Here is a 19,022-nt window from a genome sequence, read left to right as displayed (position 1 = left end):
TATGTATGCTTTAATTCGTAAAGCACTATTTTCACTAGATGCCGAAACGGCACACGAATTAACTATTAATCTATTAGGCAAAATAGGAAGAAGTCCTGCGAAATGCCTGCTGGAAAAATATTTACAAACAACAGGCACACCGAAAAAATGTATGGGGATTACGTTTAAAAATCCGATTGGATTAGCGGCAGGTGCAGACAAAAATGCCGAAGCAATAGATGGCTTCGGTGCATTAGGTTTTGGTTTTATTGAAGTTGGTACAGTAACACCTCTTCCACAACCAGGTAATCCTAAACCTCGTCAATTTCGCTTAATTTCTGCGGAAGGTATTATTAATCGCAATGGTTTTAATAATGAAGGTGTGGATAAAGTTATTGAAAATATTAAGAAAGCTCGCTATGACGGAACATTAGGGATCAATATTGGCAAAAATACCTTTACTCCAGTGGAAAAAGGTAAAGAGGATTATTTACTCTGTTTGGAAAAAGTCTATCCTTATGCCGACTATATTACCGTAAATATTTCCTCTCCGAACTCTCCAGGATTACGCCAGTTGCAGTATGGAGAGCTATTGGAAGATCTGTTGTCAGGCATTAAAGCAAAACAACAACAACTCTCCACCCAACAGCAAAAGTATGTACCGATTGCATTGAAAATAGCACCTGATCTCAGCGAAGCAGAGCTCGTAGCGATAGCAGATAGTTTAAAGCGTCATCACTTTGATGGCGTAATTGCAACCAATACCACATTATCTCGTGATAATGTCAGTGGCTTACCGAATGCCGAACAACAAGGTGGTTTAAGTGGTAAGCCATTGCAACAACGCAGCACACAAATTATTGCACGCTTATATCAAGAGCTAAAAGGTGATATTCCAATTATTGGTAGTGGTGGAATTGATAGTGTGGCGGATGCACAACAAAAAATAGCGGCTGGTGCAGAGTTATTACAACTCTATTCTGGTTTGATCTATCACGGGCCCAAATTGGTGCAAGAATTAGTACGCTGTATTAAATAAGTCTAAATTTTTAAATCTCTCTAACTCTCACTCTCTTTAATGCAATAAAGAAAGAGGCAGAGAGATTTAAAACTAAATAATCTCAATCCATACCAAAAGGGAAGAGATCTGTTTTTAAATTAAATAGCATCGTTCTCAGAAACATATCCTTGTACATTTCTGTATAAAACTTGTACTTTTCTTTGTCAATGTTGTATTTGTTATTTAAATAAACTAATGTATATATTTTAGAAATGTGATCTTAAGCATGAATTTTTATTTACATAATACGTACAATAACCTAAATGATTTACGAAGTGTTTTTTGGTTAAAGTAATGTAGCAATAAATGGCTGTTATAGAAAATTGACCTTTTATGAAGAGAGGTATCTTATGGCAATAAAACTTCAATATATTGATAAAGGCTTGACGGAGTGGAGGATGGGCTTAGATAATTTTGTCAGTCAGTCAGTCAGTCAGTCAGTCAGTCAGTCAGTCAGTCAGTCAGTCAGTCAGTCAATTCTTTTAGTTGCAACCAACATTTCGCAGCAACTTTTTTCTATTTTTCAAATTTATTTATTAACAAAACGCACAAACGATTGCGATAGCGGGTCGTTTGTGCGTTTTGTTTTTTTGCCAAGTAAAACGGCAAGCGAAATTTTATTCACCAATCGTTATTCAATACTTTTATCCTAGGTGGAAACTATGAAAAGAGCTCGCTATACAACCCATTCAATTGTAAAGAATGGTTTTAAAGTTTCGGTTGTTGCTGCATTGGTACAAACGATGCTAATGCTACCGAATATTGCAGTAGCAAAGGATTATAATCAAATTACATATAAAGATGGTAATATTTCTGAGGAGAATATTAATATTGATAGTACTCAAGGAGAGCTAGCAGCAGATAGTTTTTATTCTGGAATTTATATTCAATGGAGTAATTCTAATAATCAAGATATTGAAATTCGTAGTACTGGAACAGGAGATCAAGGAGATATTACGACAATTGGAAATATTGGGATTTATTCGCTGATAAAAAATGGAGATGTATTAGGCCGATTACCAACGTTAACGGTTATAAGTAATCATGATATGACATTCAACAATCAAGTTTCTAATATGTGGAACACTAACCCTAGTACAATTACATTGCAAGCGTTAAACGGTACAATTCAATTAAATAGTTCAAGTCAATATAGTATTGATAATATTTATAGTATTTATAGTAGCGAAGCGACGATTAAGACAGAAGCACAAAGCAACCAACTATCAATTAATGCACCTAATGCAACAAATAAATATTTTATTCAGACTAAAGGATATAAATATAATAGTCAGTGGAAATTAGAAAAAGGAAATAAGGCTAGTATTGTAGTACAGGCAACAACAGATGATAACCTGTTTAATATGGATACCAATGTTGGAACAGATGGTGGTGAGATTATTGGAATAAAAGCGGAATCAAATAGTCAAATTGATTTATTAGCCTCGGAAGGTGGTAATATTTTACAAATTGGTAAAGTAGATAAAGATATAAACGGGAAAGTAGGTATTGTACAAGGATTATATAGTAATCAAGCGGTGATAAATACCAATGCACAAAGTAACCAACTTTCCATTAATGCACCTAATGCAACAAATAAATATCTTGTTTATGCAACAGGACAATGGTATGGGTATGAATGGAATCCAGAAAAATTGAATCCAGATACAAGAAAATATGGAATTTGGGAATTAAATTTTATTAGTGAAGATAAATCAAGCATTGCAATAAAAGCAACAGCAGGCGATAACCTATTTAATGTGGATACCAATGTTGGAACAGATGGCGGATATATTATAGGGGCATGGGCAGATCCAAACAGTCAAATCGATTTATTAGCCTCATCAGGTGGTAATATTTTACAAATTGGAAAAGTGGGTGGAACGGTAAACGGGAAAGTTAGTTATGTATGGGGATTATATAATACTCAAGGAGTGATTAATGCCGAAGCACAGCATAATCAATTGTCAATTAACGCACCTAATGCAAAAAATAAATATCTTATTCAAGCAGCAGGAAAAGCACCGAATGATAAACCTAATGTAACTGTTAACGCGACAACAGGCGATAACCTATTTACTGTAGATAACAGTGTTGGAGCAAATGGTGGTGAGATTATTGGAGTAAGAGCGGATCCAAATAGTCAAATTGATTTATTAGTTTCGTCAGGTGGTAATATTTTCCAAATCGGTAAAGTAGATGAAAAGGTAAGCGGAAAAGTCAGTAATGTGAAGGGATTATATAGTAATCAAGCAGTGATTAAAGCTGGAGCAAAGAGTAACCAATTTTCTATTTATGCACCTAATGCAAAAAATAAATATCTTATTCAAGCAGCAGGAAAAGCACCGAATGATAAACCTAATGTAACTGTTAATGCGACAACAGGCGATAATCTATTTGATATGGATACCAATGTTGGAACGGATGGCGGATATATTATAGGGGCATCGGCAGACCCAAACAGCCAAATCGATTTATTAGCCCCATCAGGTCGTAATATTTGGCAAATAGGTGAAGCTGGTAAAGTATCAACAGGGAAAGTTAAGAGTGTAAAAGGATTATCTAGTAATCAAGCAGTGATTAATGCAGATGCGCAAGAAAATATTATTAGCTTGAATTCTCGTTTAACTCAAGACTTTGAGTATTATGGTGTATATAGTAATACAAATGCGAAAATATCATTGAGTGCGGCAAATGGCGATAACCAAATAACATTGCAAGCCCAATTAACCGAACCTGTGCCAGTAACTCTTGATAAGTTAAATGAAACGCAAAGCTATATTCGAGGACTTCAGTCATGGATGAATAGTGAGGTTAACTTAGTTGGTAAAAATAACCGTATTCATCTACAAAGTGAAGGTGATGGGGTAGGGGTTGGTTATATACAACGGGTTCAAGATAATGTTTATACCATTCAAAGTAACGGTATTTTAGCTACTAATAAACCAAGTGAAACCACTGCAACGATTGAGGGTAAAACTTCTGTTGTCTTGCAAGCGACTGAGGGCAGTAACCAAGTTGATATCGATTTAAAAGCACATGGTGAGGTATATGGTGTTACTGCACAACACTTTGGTGACGTGTCCTTAACTGCACCAGAGCAAAATATTGTTAAAGTTTGGAATCCAGATGTACAAAGTCCACTGATGAATTTAGCTAAACAAGATCTTATTTATCGTATTGGTGTATATTCCAGTGTTAATAGTCAGATTGGTTTAACGGCAGCGAATAATAGTGTCACCATAGGTGGTAATCCAGTCATCCAAGTTGGTGTACAAGTGGTGGATAATGCCAGCGCTACTTTAGAGGCAACCACAGGAAATAATACGATAGATGTTCGGAATGCGGCGATAGGTAGCCGAGGTGTGTCCGCGATTAATTCTCTTGATGGAGCCGAGGCAAGTCGAGCAGCAGAAAAAAATAATCAGGTGAGTTTATTGGCAACAAACGGAAATAATATTATTACCATAGCAGGTAGTACGAAAGATCGTGATTTTGTTGAGCAATCTGCTGTATTAAAACAGACTAGCTATTATGCGAGAGGATTTGGTTCTGCTGTTGTTTATACTAGCGGGGGTAATTCATTAGTAAGTATGCAGGCGAAAAATAATTTGCTTTTGCATAGTATCCCAACAGATACAAAAGATTTAGTTCATTACAGTATTTATACCACTAATCAAGGTCGTGCGGAGTTAACTGCACAAACGATGAATTTATTAGATGGTGCACAAATGGGTATTTATTCTGATACGGGTTCAAGTGTAATGCTACATGCGCAGAATAATATGATTAATGCAGCACAACATGGAATTTCTTCTAATACCAATTCAATAGTGAAATTAGAGGGTAGAGATAACTATATTTCAGCAAAAGAAAATGGTTTATTGGCGCAAAGTAATAGTGAACAACATCTTATTGCACAAAATACAAATGAAATTACCGGAGGCAAAATAGGTACTTTTGCAGTTAATGGTGCGACTATTAAAGTTAATGGTAAAGACAATCTTATTTCAGCTAGTGAATATGGAGCTATTTCACAACAAAATAGTCAAGTGACATTGGAGGCAGAACTTAATAAGGTAAGTGATGCAAAAGTTGGATTATATGCAAATGGTGGGGCTCGTCTAGAAGTTACGGGTGATAGTAATTTGATTAAGGCCTCACAAATGGCAACCCATAGTTATACACAAGGCGAAGTAAGTGTAACAGGTGAAATGACCATAGAAGCACCAATGGCAGCGATGTCGTTGAGCGAAGGTAAAATTGGTTTAAATTATTCAAAGGCAAGTTGGATTAAAGGGGAATTATTTGCCGCCGACCGAGGTGAAGTTGCAGTGAAGTCCAAGGGTAGTACGTTATGGTTAGAGGGGGATGGTGAAGCAGTAAATGGCGGTAAGATAGAGCTACAACTTACCCCAAGAAGTACAGTGATTGGTCGGTTAGATAATTTTGATGCTTATCAACGCACTGAACATTCAACATTATTTCCATTTAGTCGCTATGTTCCAGCAGGTATGCAAGCTACTTCATCAGGTCAAATTAATCTCGCTTTAATGGGGGATTCGTTATGGAAAATGACAGGTCAAAGCTGGATTAACCGATTAAGTGGAGAGGGTACAGTGGATTTCAACAATCCAAATGGAGGACGAGCTTTACATATTGAACAGCTTGCTGGAGCAAACCGTTTCCTTATGCGCTTAAATAAGGATGGTGCCCATAGTGATATGTTATATGTCAAGGAAGGGACAGCAACACCACAAGATGTGGTGATTAAGAACCTTCCAGAGGTGGTCAATAGCATGGATTATGGCGATAGGCTACGCTTTGCAACGGTACAACGTTCACAGAATGAATTTGTTAATGGTAAGGTATATGCCACCATAGAAGACAATCTGTTTAAACAAGTTGTACGAGTAGAATACTCTAAACAGCCAACAGACCCAGATAACACCGAGGCTTATAACCAAGCGTTTAACGGTCAAGCAATGACGAAAGAGAAACCGAGTGATAGCTATGTTGACAGTACCTATGATGGAGAGGATAGCTATAACGTTTATTTAGTACGAGATAAATTAAATGTGCCAACAGAAAACAGTAAAGATATGTTGAAGATGTTGGATGCGACTGCTCGTTATGGTTTTTATTTGGATACCTATACCAAACGTGAAGGACAACGTGCCTATTCATTAGGAGAAATAAAAGAGGGAGCATGGGCAAGGGCAACGCATACGCGTTTAAAACAATATAGTGATTTCCGCCTAAATAGTAACGAATATGAAATTGGTTACGATAAATTTAGATATAACGAAGCTGAGAAAAAACAAAAATGGGGCTTAAGTTTTACCTATGGTCATGCGAAGAACGAGATTGACCAAGTATTACAAAAAGGCTTAGTGAAGAAATATATGCTCAGTTTATATAACACCAATCAACGTAATAATGATGAAGGCGATAACAGTTATTACAACGATAATGTGTTAAGGGTTGGAGCATTACACAGTCGTTATCGTTCGGTGATGGATAATGGCGTTCTTTGGGGAAGTGGTTCTTATAAGAATTACCTCTTTAGTGCAAGTACGGAACACGGTTATCGTAAATTTATCGATGATGACAAACGTTGGTATCTTGTACCACAAGCACAATTACAATTTGCATATTTAACGCATGCTAATTATCGAACCAGTAATGGTATTGATGTGAAGTTAGGTAGTGCGAAGAGTTTAATTGGTCGTGTTGGTATGGATGTTGTCAGATGGTTAGATGAAAGTGGTGATAATCGTCTTTACTTAAAAGGCAACATTATGCACGAGTTTTTAGGTAAACGAGCTATTCAAGCAAGTGACTTCACAGGAAACTATAACAAGACATGGAACACTAGAGGAACATGGTATGCAGTTGGCGTTGGTTATAATGCTCATGTAAGTGAAAAAACCAATGTATTCATTGATGCCGAAAAAGAGTTTGGTCAAGGAAGAGCAGGTTCTTATAATCTTCGTTTAGCGATTTCATGGCAGTTTAAATAAAGGTTGCTCTCTATAAAGCCAAATCGCCTGATGTGTTATGCTTCAGGCGATTTTTTTAATTTATTGTGACTAATGAGCGATAGGCTTGGGTCACAATTTGCCAACCACTTTTGAAAATAAATAAGCTTAATAAAGCACTAGCAAGAATATCCACCCAACTAATTGACCATAGCCAAGCACTAATCCCAGCAATAATCGCAATCACAGATCCTAAAGCATCCGCTAAGACATGCAAATAGGCTGCTTTTAAATTAAGATTCTCAAGATCGCCTTTTAGCATTAAAAAAGCCACGATTACATTGATCATTAATCCAATAATAGCAACGGATAACATTGGGATGGCATCTAGCATTAATGGATGTTGCCAACGATGGAACGCCTCGATCAAAATAGTTACTGCCACAACTAATAAAGAGCAACCATTAAGCAAGGCAAACCATTTTTGTGCAGATAAGGATAAAAAGAGTGAAATTAAGGCGAGTAAGAGTGCAAGGCTATCATTCGCCATATGACCTGCATCTGCAAGTAAAGCAAGGCTATTAAACGTATAACCAGCCCAAAACTCAACAAGCATAAATCCACAAATGAGTAGAAAGCTGATCAATAGAATAGTTTTATTATTGGTATGTAGATGATCATGATGATGTGAATGTGAATGTGAATGTGAATGTGAATGTTGTTCTTGTTTTGATGATTGATTCGATTCAGCACACATAATTTTTCCTTATATGAAATGTTCTATTTTGTGGTTATGTATGATGAACCTTGTAGTTACTACAAAGTCAAGAAGTATAATAATCAAAGTATAAAAATGAATTAATTTTAAGAAGAAAGAAATTTAAAGGAAAAAATTTAGAAAATTAAGAGAGAGGAGAATTGGTTGCGGGGGCTGGATTTGAACCAACGACCTTCGGGTTATGAGCCCGACGAGCTACCAAGCTGCTCCACCCCGCGTCAGATGTGCGCTACTATACCCTCTTTTTTCGTTTTTGCAAGTTTTTTTTAAAAAATAAATTTTATTTGATAAAAATTTAATCATAAACGAAATTAAAACGAACATTACAGAGAAATTTCAGCAAGAGCAGAATAAAATTGCTATCATTACTGCCGTTTTTTTCAATATAAATTTTAGTAAAAGAAAGGGCTATATTATTATCCTATGGGAAAAATTAAAAAATTTGCAGCAGTTGCAGCCGCTATTTTAGTACTTGCTGGCTGTTCTTCATCAAACTATTCAGGATCGACCACTTCACAACGTTCATTACACGAACAATTAGGCGCAGTCTATCAAGGGCGTAGTTACATGAGAATGCCATTAACGCCAGTGGGTATGGTAGAAAATCATAGTGCAGTGGTGAATCAAGGCGATTTCCTCACACAATTAAGTATCATCAGTAGTGTTTCACCTCGTTTAAGTGCAACGTATCGTAATACTTATGACAAAATTACCAACTGGGTCTTAGCTGGTGCGGATGTTACCCAATTAAATAATTTTGGTATTGGGATTCAAAAAATGGCAGGTGAAGATGGTTTCCAAAATGTATTAATGACAGGTTACTATTCACCAGTAATTCATGCTCGCCATAGTCCACAAGGACAATATCAGCATCCTATTTATGCGATGCCACGTGCGAAACGTTTTTCTCGTGCACAAATTTATGCAGGTGCATTAAAAGGAAAAGGACTGGAATTGGCTTATAGTGATTCCATGTTAGATAACTTTTTGTTAGGCGTACAAGGAAGTGGTTATATTGATTTTGGGAACAACGATTTAACTTATTTTGCCTATGCAGGACAGAATGGTTTCCCTTATACCAGTGTGGGACGTTTATTAGTTGAAGATGGCGAAATCCCAAAAGAGAAAATGTCGGTACAAGCAATTAAAGAATGGGCACAGCGTAATCCAAGTCGTTTACAAGGATTATTAGAACGCAATGAATCTTATGTCTTTTTCAAGAATGTGCCAAATGGCAAAGTGAAAGGTTCAGCTGGAGTACCGTTAGTCCCATTAGCTTCAGTTGCATCTGATCGTAGTTTAATTCCATCAGGAACCGTATTATTGGTGGAAATGCCAGAAATTGATGACGAGGGAAATTGGAAAGGTACGCATCAGTTGCGATTAATGGTGGCATTAGATGTTGGTGGTGCTGTCAAAGGGCAACATTTCGATTTATATCAAGGGATTGGCGAACGTGCAGGGCACGTTGCTGGCTTGTTAAAACATTACGGACGTGTTTGGGTATTAAATTAAACATATGGCTCGAGTAGATAATTTTGCACAACGTTTTGGTGGAATTGGACGTTTGTATGGTGAAGAGGCCTTACAACGTTTACGGCAAGCACATGTTTGTGTCATTGGCATTGGTGGCGTAGGTTCTTGGGTAGTTGAAGCCTTAGCTCGTTCAGGTATCGGAAAATTAACCTTAATTGATATGGATGATATTTGTGTTACCAATGTTAATCGTCAAATTCATGCGGTTACGGAAAATATTGGGGCATTAAAAACAGAAGTGATGCAACAACGTGTTTTGAGTATTAATCCAGAAGCACAGGTTGAAATCATTGATGATTTTTTGACAACAGAAAATCTCGCCGATTATTTGTTACGCGGTTACGATTATGTGGTTGATGCGATTGATAGTGTGAAAGTGAAAGCGGCACTATTAGCATTTTGTAAGCGTAATAAAATTAAAGTGATTACCACGGGTGGTGCGGGTGGACAAACTGATCCAAGCCAAATTCAAATTAAAGATCTCAGTAAAACCATTCAAGATCCATTAGCGGCAAAAGTGCGCTATTTGTTACGCAAACAATACGGTTTTACAGATAATCCACAACGTAAATTTGGTATTGATTGTGTCTTTTCGACCCAGCCACTTATTTTCCCAAAAATGTCAGGGGAGTGTTCAACATCGGCAACGATGAATTGTAGTAATGGTTTTGGTGCCGCAACAATGGTAACAGCGACCTTTGGTTTTTTTGCTGTGGCGAGAGTGGTGGAAAAATTACTGCAAAAATCGGCAAGCTAATTTGCTATAATTGGCGACAATTTTGACTCAAGAAGAAAACTAAGATGAATCAACTATTTGCCACCACAGCACGTGGTTTTGAAGAATTATTAAAAACAGAATTAGAAAAATTAGGGGCGAGTCAATGTAAAGTGGTGCAAGGAGGTGTGCATTATGCTGCCGATGATGAAACCCTCTATCGTATCCTATTATGGAGCCGTTTAAGTTCTCGTATTTTATATCCACTTTTTACCAGTAAAGTTTATGATGATGCCGATTTATATTCAGCAGTCGTAAGTTTTGCGTGGCAACAACATTTCTCCGCAGAAGATAGCTTTGTTGTGGATTTTAGCGGTACAAACGATGCTATTCGTCATACGCAATATGGTGCAATGCGAGTGAAAGATGGGATTGTGGATTACTTTACTCGTCAAGGTAATCCTCGTCCGCAAGTGGATAAAGACTATCCTGATATTCGGATAAATGTCTATCTTAATCGTGATACGTTAAATGTTTCGCTCGATTTAAGTGGTGAAGCACTACATATGCGAGGTTATCGTAGTGATACTGGGGCAGCACCATTGCGAGAAACATTAGCTGCGGCAATTATTATTCGTTCTGGCTGGAAACAGGGAACGCCATTGGTCGATCCAATGTGTGGTTCGGGTACATTATTAATTGAAGCCGCACAAATGGAAGCACAAGTTGCGCCACAATTACAGCGTTTACATTGGGGATTTAATCGTTGGAAAAAGCATCAACAACAGGTTTGGTTAAAGATTAAAGAACAAGCCTTAGCACAAGCAGAACAAGGTAAAAAAGCGTGTACAGCACATTTTTTTGGCTTGGATCGTGATCATCGAGTGTTAGAAAAAGCGAGACAAAATGCTGAAAATGCAGGTGTTGGGCATTTAATCCAGTTTACCGCAGCAGATATTGCGACATTAACACTGCCTACTGATGAAGTGGGAACAGTGGTTTGTAACCCACCTTATGGTGAACGGTTAGGTGCAACGCCAACCCTGATTGCGTTATATTCCGTATTTGGCAGACGCTTAAAACAATATTTTCCTCATTGGCAAGCCTCTATTTTTAGTAGTGAAATCAGTCTATTGGATTGTTTGCGTTTACGTTCTGCTCGCCAATTTAAAGCTAAAAATGGGCCTTTAGATTGTATTCAGAAAAATTATCTGATCAGTGCGGTACAAACAGATAATTTAGACTCAAACGAAAATAAAGCAGCGTTACAATTTAAAACACAAGGCGTTGTCGCACCAGATTTTGCGAATCGCTTAAGCAAAAATATTAAGAAAATTGAAAAATGGGCGACTCAACAAGAGTTAGATGCGTATCGTCTATATGATGCTGATTTGCCTGAATATAATCTTGCTGTCGATCGTTATGCTGATCATATTGTGGTACAAGAATATGCTGCACCAAAAAATATTGATCCACAAAAGGCACGCCAACGCTTACTTGATGCAGTAACTGCAACATTAAATGTTACTGGTGTAGCAACCGATAAGTTAGTGCTGAAAGTACGCCAAAAACAAAAAGGTACAAACCAATATGAAAAACTAGCTAATAAAGGCGATTACTTTTTTGTGCAAGAATATGGTGCAAAATTGTGGGTTAATTTGACCGATTACTTAGATACTGGGCTATTTTTAGATCACCGCTTAACTCGCAAAATGGTAGGGGAATTAGCAAAAGGTAAAGATTTCCTCAATCTGTTTGCTTACACAGGTTCTTGTACGGTACATGCGATTTTAGGTGGCGCAAAATCAACAACAACTGTCGATATGTCGAATACTTATCTAAATTGGGCAGAGCAAAATTTTATCTTGAATGAGATAAAAGGTAAGCAACATAAATTGATTCAAGCTGATTGTTTGCAGTGGTTGGATAATGCGAAAGGGCAATATGATTTAATTTTTGTTGACCCACCGACATTCTCCAACTCGAAACGAATGGAAAATAGTTGGGACGTACAGCGAGATCACCTCATTTTATTACAGAAATTAAGCAAATTATTACGCCGAAATGGTGTGGTGATTTTCTCGAATAATAAACGTGGTTTTAAGATGGATTTAGCAGGATTAGAGCAGATCGGATTACAAGCAGAAAATATTTCTGTACAAACGTTGCCACTTGATTTCCAACGTAACCCACACATTCATAATTGTTGGCGAATTACCTTTAAATAAGTTTAATCTTAAACAACAACATAAAAACTATGCACTTTTTCAATCTAAATTTGGCAAAAAAAGCGAACGATCATAAATATTTAGGCAATGCTATTGCAGATAGTCGTGTTCTAGCAATCGCAGAGTTAGCACAACAACATCAAGGGGTAACAGTTGTCGTTACCTCAGATATGCGGCAAGCCAATCATTTAGCCGAAAGTCTTGCGCAATTTTCCCTTTCCGCAGCAATTTTTTCTGACTGGGAAACGCTGCCTTATGATACGTTTTCGCCACATCAAGAGATTATTTCTACTCGTTTAAGCACCTTATTCCATTTACAACAAGTGAAACAAGGTATCTTTATTTTGCCGATTAGTACCTTAATGCAACGAGTTTGCCCACCTGATTATTTAGCTCAGAATGTATTTTTAATTAAGCAAGGGCAGCAATGTGATTTAGAACAGTTGCGTTTACAGCTCAATAAAGCAGGGTATCGTGCAGTTGATCAAGTGTATGAACATGGTGAGTATTCGGTGCGTGGTGCGTTGCTAGATCTCTATCCAATGGGGAGCAGTTTACCTTATCGTTTAGATTTTTTTGATGATGAAATTGATTCTATCCGTACTTTTGATGTCGATACTCAACGGACAATCGAACAGATTCAGAAGATCAACTTATTGCCAGCACACGAATTTCCAATAGAGGAAAAGGGAATTGAGTTTTTTCGGAGTAATTTCCGTGAAACCTTTGGCGAGATTCGCCGTGATCCTGAACATATTTACCAACAGATCAGTAAAGGGACTTTATTTGCGGGGATTGAATATTGGCAGCCACTCTTTTTTAGCCAAATGGCAACGTTCTTTGATTATGTGCCAATTAATACCTTATTTATTACTGATGAAAATATTCAGCAAAGTGGTGAAAATTTTTTCCGTGATGCGACATTACGCTATGAAAATCAAAAAGTTGATCCAATGCGCCCATTATTACCGCCAAGTGCATTATGGTTGCGTATCGAAAGTTTAAATCAATATTTAAAAGATTATCCTCGTATTACGCTGTGCGAAAAATCATTAGCAGAGCAAGCTCGCAATCAAAATTTAGCGGTGCGTGCCTTACCAGAATTAACCATTAATGCCCAACAAAAAGAGCCATTAAAACTATTACGTCAATTTATTGACAGCGTAAACGAGCCAATCGTGTTTTCTGTTGAAAGTGAGGGAAGACGAGAAACCTTACTTTCTCTCTTAAAACCATTAAAAATTAAGCCAACAGCAATTCTTGATCTCGCAGAGGCGAAGCAACAACGCTTTAGTTTAATGATTGGATCAATGGAAAAAGGGTTTATTGTCGAGGAGCAATTTGCTTTTATTTGTGAAACAGATTTGCTTGGCGAGAAAGTGCAAACACGTCAACGCCACCAACAGAAAAATGTAAATCCAGATGCGTTAATTCGTAATTTAGCCGAGTTAAAAATCGGACAGCCTGTGGTGCATTTAGAACATGGTGTGGGACGTTATGATGGGTTAACCACGTTAGAAACAGGCGGAATGATCGCCGAATATTTGGTGTTACGTTATGCCGATGAGGCCAAATTATATGTACCTGTTTCCTCATTACATTTAATTAGCCGCTATGTGGGTGGTGGGGAAGATAATGCCCCATTACATAAATTAGGCAGTGAAGCGTGGGTTAAATCACGGCAAAAAGCAGCCGAAAAAATTCGTGATGTAGCAGCAGAATTATTAGATGTCTATGCGAAACGCGAATCTCGCCCTGGTTTTGCCTTTAAATATGATCGAGAAGAGTTTCAACAATTTGTTGCCACGTTCCCATTTGAGGAAACCTATGATCAGCAAATGGCGATTAATGCAGTGATTAGTGATATGTGCCAAGCTAAACCAATGGATCGTTTAGTTTGTGGTGATGTCGGATTTGGGAAAACCGAGGTCGCTATGCGTGCAGCATTTTTAGCGGTAATGAACCAAAAACAGGTGGCGGTATTAGTTCCTACCACCCTTTTAGCTCAGCAACATTATGATAATTTCCGTGATCGGTTTGCTAATTTACCCGTTAATGTGGAAATGTTATCCCGTTTTAAAACCACGAAAGAACAGAAAAATATTTTGACCTTAGTACAAGAGGGAAAAGTCGATATTTTAATTGGCACACATAAATTGTTACAGGGTGAAGTAGATTTTCATGATCTTGGTTTATTGATTATTGATGAAGAGCATCGCTTTGGCGTACGTCAAAAAGAGAAAATTAAACAACTGCGCAGCAATATTGATATTTTAACGTTAACCGCCACGCCGATCCCTCGTACCTTAAATATGGCGATGAATGGTATTCGTGATCTCTCCATTATTTCAACACCACCCGCTCGCCGCTTAGTGATTAAGACTTTTGTACGCCAACATGATGAACGCATTATTCGTGAAGCCATTTTGCGAGAAATTTTGCGTGGTGGGCAAGTCTATTATTTACACAACGATGTAGAGACCATTCAAAATTGTGCTGAGAAATTAGCAGAATTAGTGCCAGAAGCTCGCATTGGGATTGGGCATGGGCAAATGCGAGAGCGGGAACTTGAGCGGGTGATGAGTGATTTTTATCATCAGCGTTTTAATGTATTGGTTTGTACTACGATTATTGAAACAGGTATCGATATTCCGAGTGCGAATACCATTATTATTGAGCGTGCTGATCACTTCGGCTTAGCGCAATTACACCAACTGCGTGGACGAGTTGGGCGTTCGCATCATCAAGCCTATGCGTATCTTTTAGCACCACCAGAAAAATTAATGACCAAAGATGCACGTAAACGGTTAGAAGCCTTAAGCAGTTTGGATAACTTAGGAGCTGGATTTGTGTTAGCAACGCATGATTTGGAAATTCGTGGGGCAGGTGAGTTGCTAGGTGATGAGCAAAGCGGACAAATTGAAAGCATTGGTTTCTCGTTATATATGGAGCTATTAGAGAATGCAATGCAAGCCTTAAAAGAGGGTAAAGAGCCAACGTTAGATGAGTTGACACAGGCACAAGTGGAAATTGATTTACGTATTCCAGCCTTGTTACCAGAAGATTATTTAGGCGATGTCAATTTACGTTTGTCTTTCTATAAACGGATTGCCGGGGCAAAAAATGAAGAAGAGTTATCGGAATTAAAAGTAGAGTTAATCGATCGCTTCGGTTTATTGCCACAAGCAACAAAAAATCTGTTTGAGATTGCTTTGTTACGTTTACAAGCGAAACCATTAGGTATTCAAAAAATTGAAGCCATGGCAATGGGGGGATTTATTGAATTTTCACCACAGACAGAATTAGATCCAATGCTATTTTTAAAACTGATTCAACAACAACCGAAGGTTTATCGTTTTGATGGCCCATTAAAATTTAGATTTACCCAAGATTTTAGCGATACCCAACAGCGATTAGGCTTTGTGATGGAGCTGATTGCCAAAATTGCGGGGAGTTGAAAAGGGGTATTTGACACATTTTATACAAATTATTAAAATGTGTGCCAATAAGGCATACTTTTTTGAGGAAGGTATTATGCAATCAACAGAACGTATTAGTATCCGTACTACTCCGCACGCAAAAGCAGTGATCGAACAAGCAAGCAGTTTGTTAGGGTTGAGTGTGAGCCAATTTATTTTGTCCATTGTTTACGATAGATCTGTGCGAATGTTAAAAGATAAACAGATTTGGTCTGCTTCAGAAGAGGACTTAAAATTATTGGATAATTTATTACAAGAACCTGGTTCAATTAATCCTGAATTGCAAGAATTATTAAAATTAGGAGAGGCAGTTGATTAAATGTGAGCCTCTATCTGCAATTCATAATCGAAAAGATTTTAATTGTGGAAATAAAGAATGGAACATTTTTTTGCAACAATTTGCCATGCAGCATAGTAAGCGTGGCATAGCGAAAACACATATATTGATTGATACAGACGCTCCAGAAACTATTTTAGGTTTTTATACTTTATCAGCATTATATATTGATCATAGTGCTTTCCCATTAAAAAATTATCCAAAACATTTATTTATTCCAGCAATGTTGATAGGGCGATTGGCAGTAGATTGTCGCTACCAAAAGCAAGGATATTCAAAATATTTACTTGCATCTGCTTTAAAAACAGTGGCTAAATTATCTTTAGATGCGGGAATTGCTTGTGTCGTAATAGACGCAAAAACAGACAAATTAGCCGATTATTATGCAAGATTAGGTTTTACAAAAATGACGGTAAAAAATCGTCTTGCCCTTTCAATCGCAACATTGCAAAAGAATCAATAAAATCTCAAATCTTTCTATAAATTTTCCACGAGTAGCGTGCTTTTCCGTGTTAGAATAACGCCGTTTTTTATTTCAATAAATCACAGAATCAAAAAAGGAAACCAAGATGATTGATCCTAATCTATTACGCAATGATTTAGCGGGTACCGCTGCAAAATTACTAGAAAAAAGAAATTTTGTCTTAGATGTACAAAAAATTGAGCAATTAGAAGAACAACGTAAAGTATTACAAGTTAAAACCGAAAGTTTACAAGCAGAACGTAATGCACGTTCTAAAGCAATTGGTGCAGCGAAAGCACGTGGTGAAGATATTCAACCTTTATTAGCTGAAGTGGATAATATGGGATCTGAATTAGAACAGGCGAAAGTTGCATTAGATCAGGTTCAAGAAGAATTAAGACAAATTGCCCTAACCATTCCAAATATTCCAGCTGATGAAGTGCCACAAGGGAAAGATGATAGTGAAAACCTTGAAGTTTTCCGTTGGGGCGAACCAAAACAATACGATTTCCCAATCAAAGATCACGTTGATTTAGGTGAACTCAGTGGTGGCATTGATTTCCCAACAGCGGTGAAATTGACTGGAGCAAGATTTGTGGTATTAAAAGGCAAAATTGCGCGTTTACACCGTGCTTTAGCTCAATTTATGCTTAATTTGCATACTGAACAACATGGCTATTTAGAGGCATATGTGCCTTATTTAGTTAATCATGAAACGCTTTATGGTACAGGGCAATTACCAAAATTTGGTGAAGATCTATTTCATACCAATCCATTAGAAGGTGAACAAGCTTATGCATTAATTCCAACTGCGGAAGTACCTGTAACCAATATGGTACGTGGTGAAATTTTAGATGCAGAAGATTTACCACTAAAAATGACCGCTCATACCCCATGTTTCCGTTCTGAAGCTGGTTCTTATGGTCGTGATACACGTGGACTTATTCGTATGCACCAATTCGATAAAGTGGAATTAGTGCAAATTGTTGAGCCAGAAAAATCAATGGCAGCTTTAGAAGAGTTGACTGGACACGCCGAAAAAGTATTACAACTGCTAGGCTTACCATATCGTAAAGTGTTGTTGTGTACAGGGGATATGGGTTTTGGTTCATGCAAAACCTATGATTTAGAGGTGTGGGTGCCAGCACAAAATACCTATCGTGAAATCTCTTCTTGTTCAAATATGTGGGATTTCCAAGCACGCCGTATGATGGCACGTTATCGTGTGAAAGGGGATAAAAAACCTCGTTTAGTACATACCCTAAACGGTTCTGGTTTAGCCGTTGGTCGTACCTTAGTGGCAGTGTTGGAAAATTATCAACAAGCAGATGGATCGATTGTTATTCCAGAAGTCTTGCGTCCATATATGAATGGGTTAGACGTTATTCGTTAAGCGGTATTTCTCGAATTTATGTTTGATTTTCTCCCCTTCTTTCAACAAATTGCCACCACTGAGCTGTCTGACTGGTTAGAAACATTACCAGCACAGCTCAAATATTGGCAAGCCAATGCCCATGGTGAATATGCTAAATGGGCAAAGGTTGTGGATTTTCTCCCTGAACGAGTTGCAGATCAGATTGATTTACAACATAGTGTTACCGCAAGTTTACATACGCCGTTAACTGATGGTGAACGTCAACGAATGGTACATCATCTGAAACAGCTAATGCCGTGGCGTAAAGGACCTTATCACCTCTATGGTGTGCATATTGATTGCGAATGGCGTTCTGATTTCAAATGGGATCGCCTGTTACCGTATATTTCCCCCTTACAAGATCGCCTTGTATTAGATGTGGGCTGTGGCAGTGGTTATCATATGTGGCGTATGGTTGGTGAGGGCGCAAAAATGGTGGTAGGAATTGATCCAACAGAATTATTCCTCTGCCAATTTGAAGCTGTCCGTAAATTGCTAAATAATGATCGCCGTGCGAATTTAATTCCATTAGGAATAGAGCAAATGCAGCCATTAGCAGCATTTGATACGGTGTTTTCGATGGGCGTGTTATACCATCGTAAATCGCCATTGGATCACCTCTCACAACTGAAAGCCCAGCTCAAAAAGGGCGGTGAATTAGTGTTAGAAACCTTAGTGGTTGATGGTGATGAACATACTGTTCTTGTCCCAGGTGAACGTTATGCAAAAATGAAGAATGTTTATTTTATTCCTTCTGTTGCAGCGTTAATAAATTGGCTCAATAAAACAGGGTTTAACAATATCCGTTGTGTTGATGTGGCAGTAACTTCATTAGCGGAACAGCGTAAAACCGAGTGGTTAGAGAATGAAAGCTTAATTGATTTCCTTGATCCACAAGATTTAAGTAAAACCATTGAAGGCTATCCAGCCCCGAAACGAGCCGTGATTATTGCTGAGAAGTAAATTTTTCGGTTGAAAAAAGCGTGAGGATACTCACGCTTTAAATAAATTATTAAAAAATCCCCCCTCATAGTCAAAAAACGATTGATTTA

At 37.7% G+C, this 19,022-nt stretch carries 12 protein-coding genes and 1 tRNA gene; 11 read left to right on the top strand and 2 right to left on the bottom strand.

The features are described 5' to 3' along the window. Window position 1: 1 nt before the first annotated feature. The 3 genes from pyrD to ACFFHT_RS10425 all read left to right on the top strand — a co-directional run bounded on the left by pyrD (window position 2) and on the right by ACFFHT_RS10425 (window position 7,062). Window positions 2–1,018: a quinone-dependent dihydroorotate dehydrogenase gene (pyrD, locus tag ACFFHT_RS10435; RefSeq protein WP_382375987.1), complete on the top strand. Its 1,017-nt coding sequence runs from the start codon at window positions 2–4 to the stop codon at window positions 1,016–1,018. Between the two features lie 371 nt (window positions 1,019–1,389). After that, window positions 1,390–1,692, top strand: a complete 303-nt coding sequence (locus ACFFHT_RS10430; protein ID WP_382375985.1) for a hypothetical protein — start codon at window positions 1,390–1,392, stop codon at window positions 1,690–1,692. Window positions 1,693–1,701: 9 nt separating this feature from the next. Continuing rightward, window positions 1,702–7,062 (top strand): autotransporter outer membrane beta-barrel domain-containing protein, encoded by a 5,361-nt coding sequence (locus ACFFHT_RS10425; protein ID WP_382375983.1) that lies wholly within the window; start codon window positions 1,702–1,704, stop codon window positions 7,060–7,062. Window positions 7,063–7,117: 55 nt separating this feature from the next. On the opposite strand, the gene ACFFHT_RS10420 is transcribed toward ACFFHT_RS10425, so the two are convergent. Both ACFFHT_RS10420 and ACFFHT_RS10415 read right to left on the bottom strand, forming a co-directional pair. Further along, window positions 7,118–7,777, bottom strand: coding sequence for a cation diffusion facilitator family transporter (locus tag ACFFHT_RS10420; RefSeq protein WP_382375981.1), 660 nt, complete (start codon window positions 7,775–7,777; stop codon window positions 7,118–7,120). 162 nt (window positions 7,778–7,939) lie between these two features. Then, window positions 7,940–8,016, bottom strand: a tRNA-Met gene (locus ACFFHT_RS10415). Window positions 8,017–8,221: 205 nt separating this feature from the next. On the opposite strand from ACFFHT_RS10415, the gene mltA reads away from it, so the two are divergent. The 8 genes from mltA to cmoB all read left to right on the top strand — a co-directional run bounded on the left by mltA (window position 8,222) and on the right by cmoB (window position 18,933). Then, on the top strand, window positions 8,222–9,313 hold the full coding sequence (mltA, locus tag ACFFHT_RS10410; protein ID WP_382375979.1) for a murein transglycosylase A: 1,092 nt from the start codon (window positions 8,222–8,224) through the stop codon (window positions 9,311–9,313). A gap of 4 nt (window positions 9,314–9,317) precedes the next feature. Beyond that, window positions 9,318–10,091: a tRNA cyclic N6-threonylcarbamoyladenosine(37) synthase TcdA gene (gene tcdA, locus ACFFHT_RS10405; RefSeq protein ID WP_382375977.1), complete on the top strand. Its 774-nt coding sequence runs from the start codon at window positions 9,318–9,320 to the stop codon at window positions 10,089–10,091. 44 nt (window positions 10,092–10,135) lie between these two features. After that, the gene (rlmKL, locus tag ACFFHT_RS10400; RefSeq protein ID WP_382375975.1) at window positions 10,136–12,277 is read left to right on the top strand and encodes a bifunctional 23S rRNA (guanine(2069)-N(7))-methyltransferase RlmK/23S rRNA (guanine(2445)-N(2))-methyltransferase RlmL; all 2,142 of its coding nucleotides are present in this window, start codon (window positions 10,136–10,138) and stop codon (window positions 12,275–12,277) included. Between the two features lie 29 nt (window positions 12,278–12,306). Beyond that, the gene (gene mfd, locus ACFFHT_RS10395) at window positions 12,307–15,735 is read left to right on the top strand and encodes a transcription-repair coupling factor (protein ID WP_382375973.1); all 3,429 of its coding nucleotides are present in this window, start codon (window positions 12,307–12,309) and stop codon (window positions 15,733–15,735) included. A 76-nt stretch (window positions 15,736–15,811) separates the two neighbouring features. Next, complete coding sequence (locus ACFFHT_RS10390) at window positions 15,812–16,075, top strand: type II toxin-antitoxin system TacA family antitoxin (RefSeq protein ID WP_382375971.1); 264 nt, start codon at window positions 15,812–15,814, stop codon at window positions 16,073–16,075. A gap of 70 nt (window positions 16,076–16,145) precedes the next feature. Next, on the top strand, window positions 16,146–16,556 hold the full coding sequence (locus tag ACFFHT_RS10385) for a GNAT family N-acetyltransferase (protein WP_382375969.1): 411 nt from the start codon (window positions 16,146–16,148) through the stop codon (window positions 16,554–16,556). Window positions 16,557–16,662: 106 nt separating this feature from the next. Next, entirely contained in the window at window positions 16,663–17,949 is a 1,287-nt protein-coding gene (serS, locus tag ACFFHT_RS10380) for a serine--tRNA ligase (protein WP_382375967.1), read from the top strand. An 18-nt stretch (window positions 17,950–17,967) separates the two neighbouring features. Beyond that, a complete protein-coding gene (gene cmoB / locus ACFFHT_RS10375) occupies window positions 17,968–18,933 on the top strand; it encodes a tRNA 5-methoxyuridine(34)/uridine 5-oxyacetic acid(34) synthase CmoB (RefSeq protein ID WP_382375965.1) in 966 nt (321 codons plus the stop codon). Window positions 18,934–19,022 lie beyond the last annotated feature (89 nt).

This window comes from Gallibacterium melopsittaci (genome assembly GCF_042433085.1).
Lineage (GTDB): Bacteria > Pseudomonadota > Gammaproteobacteria > Enterobacterales > Pasteurellaceae > Gallibacterium > Gallibacterium melopsittaci.
Note: the sequence above shows the minus strand (reverse complement) of the source record. Positions and strands in the feature narration are given on the sequence as shown.

Excerpts from the sequence above, each read along its gene's own strand:
- pyrD (WP_382375987.1), top strand. The coding sequence starts at position 2 with ATGTATGCTTTAATTCGTAAAGCACTATTTTCACTAGATGCCGAAACG.
- ACFFHT_RS10430 (WP_382375985.1), top strand. The coding sequence starts at position 1,390 with ATGGCAATAAAACTTCAATATATTGATAAAGGCTTGACGGAGTGGAGG.
- ACFFHT_RS10425 (WP_382375983.1), top strand. The coding sequence starts at position 1,702 with ATGAAAAGAGCTCGCTATACAACCCATTCAATTGTAAAGAATGGTTTT.
- ACFFHT_RS10420 (WP_382375981.1), bottom strand. The coding sequence starts at position 7,777 with ATGTGTGCTGAATCGAATCAATCATCAAAACAAGAACAACATTCACAT.
- mltA (WP_382375979.1), top strand. The coding sequence starts at position 8,222 with ATGGGAAAAATTAAAAAATTTGCAGCAGTTGCAGCCGCTATTTTAGTA.
- tcdA (WP_382375977.1), top strand. The coding sequence starts at position 9,318 with ATGGCTCGAGTAGATAATTTTGCACAACGTTTTGGTGGAATTGGACGT.
- rlmKL (WP_382375975.1), top strand. The coding sequence starts at position 10,136 with ATGAATCAACTATTTGCCACCACAGCACGTGGTTTTGAAGAATTATTA.
- mfd (WP_382375973.1), top strand. The coding sequence starts at position 12,307 with ATGCACTTTTTCAATCTAAATTTGGCAAAAAAAGCGAACGATCATAAA.
- ACFFHT_RS10390 (WP_382375971.1), top strand. The coding sequence starts at position 15,812 with ATGCAATCAACAGAACGTATTAGTATCCGTACTACTCCGCACGCAAAA.
- serS (WP_382375967.1), top strand. The coding sequence starts at position 16,663 with ATGATTGATCCTAATCTATTACGCAATGATTTAGCGGGTACCGCTGCA.
- cmoB (WP_382375965.1), top strand. The coding sequence starts at position 17,968 with ATGTTTGATTTTCTCCCCTTCTTTCAACAAATTGCCACCACTGAGCTG.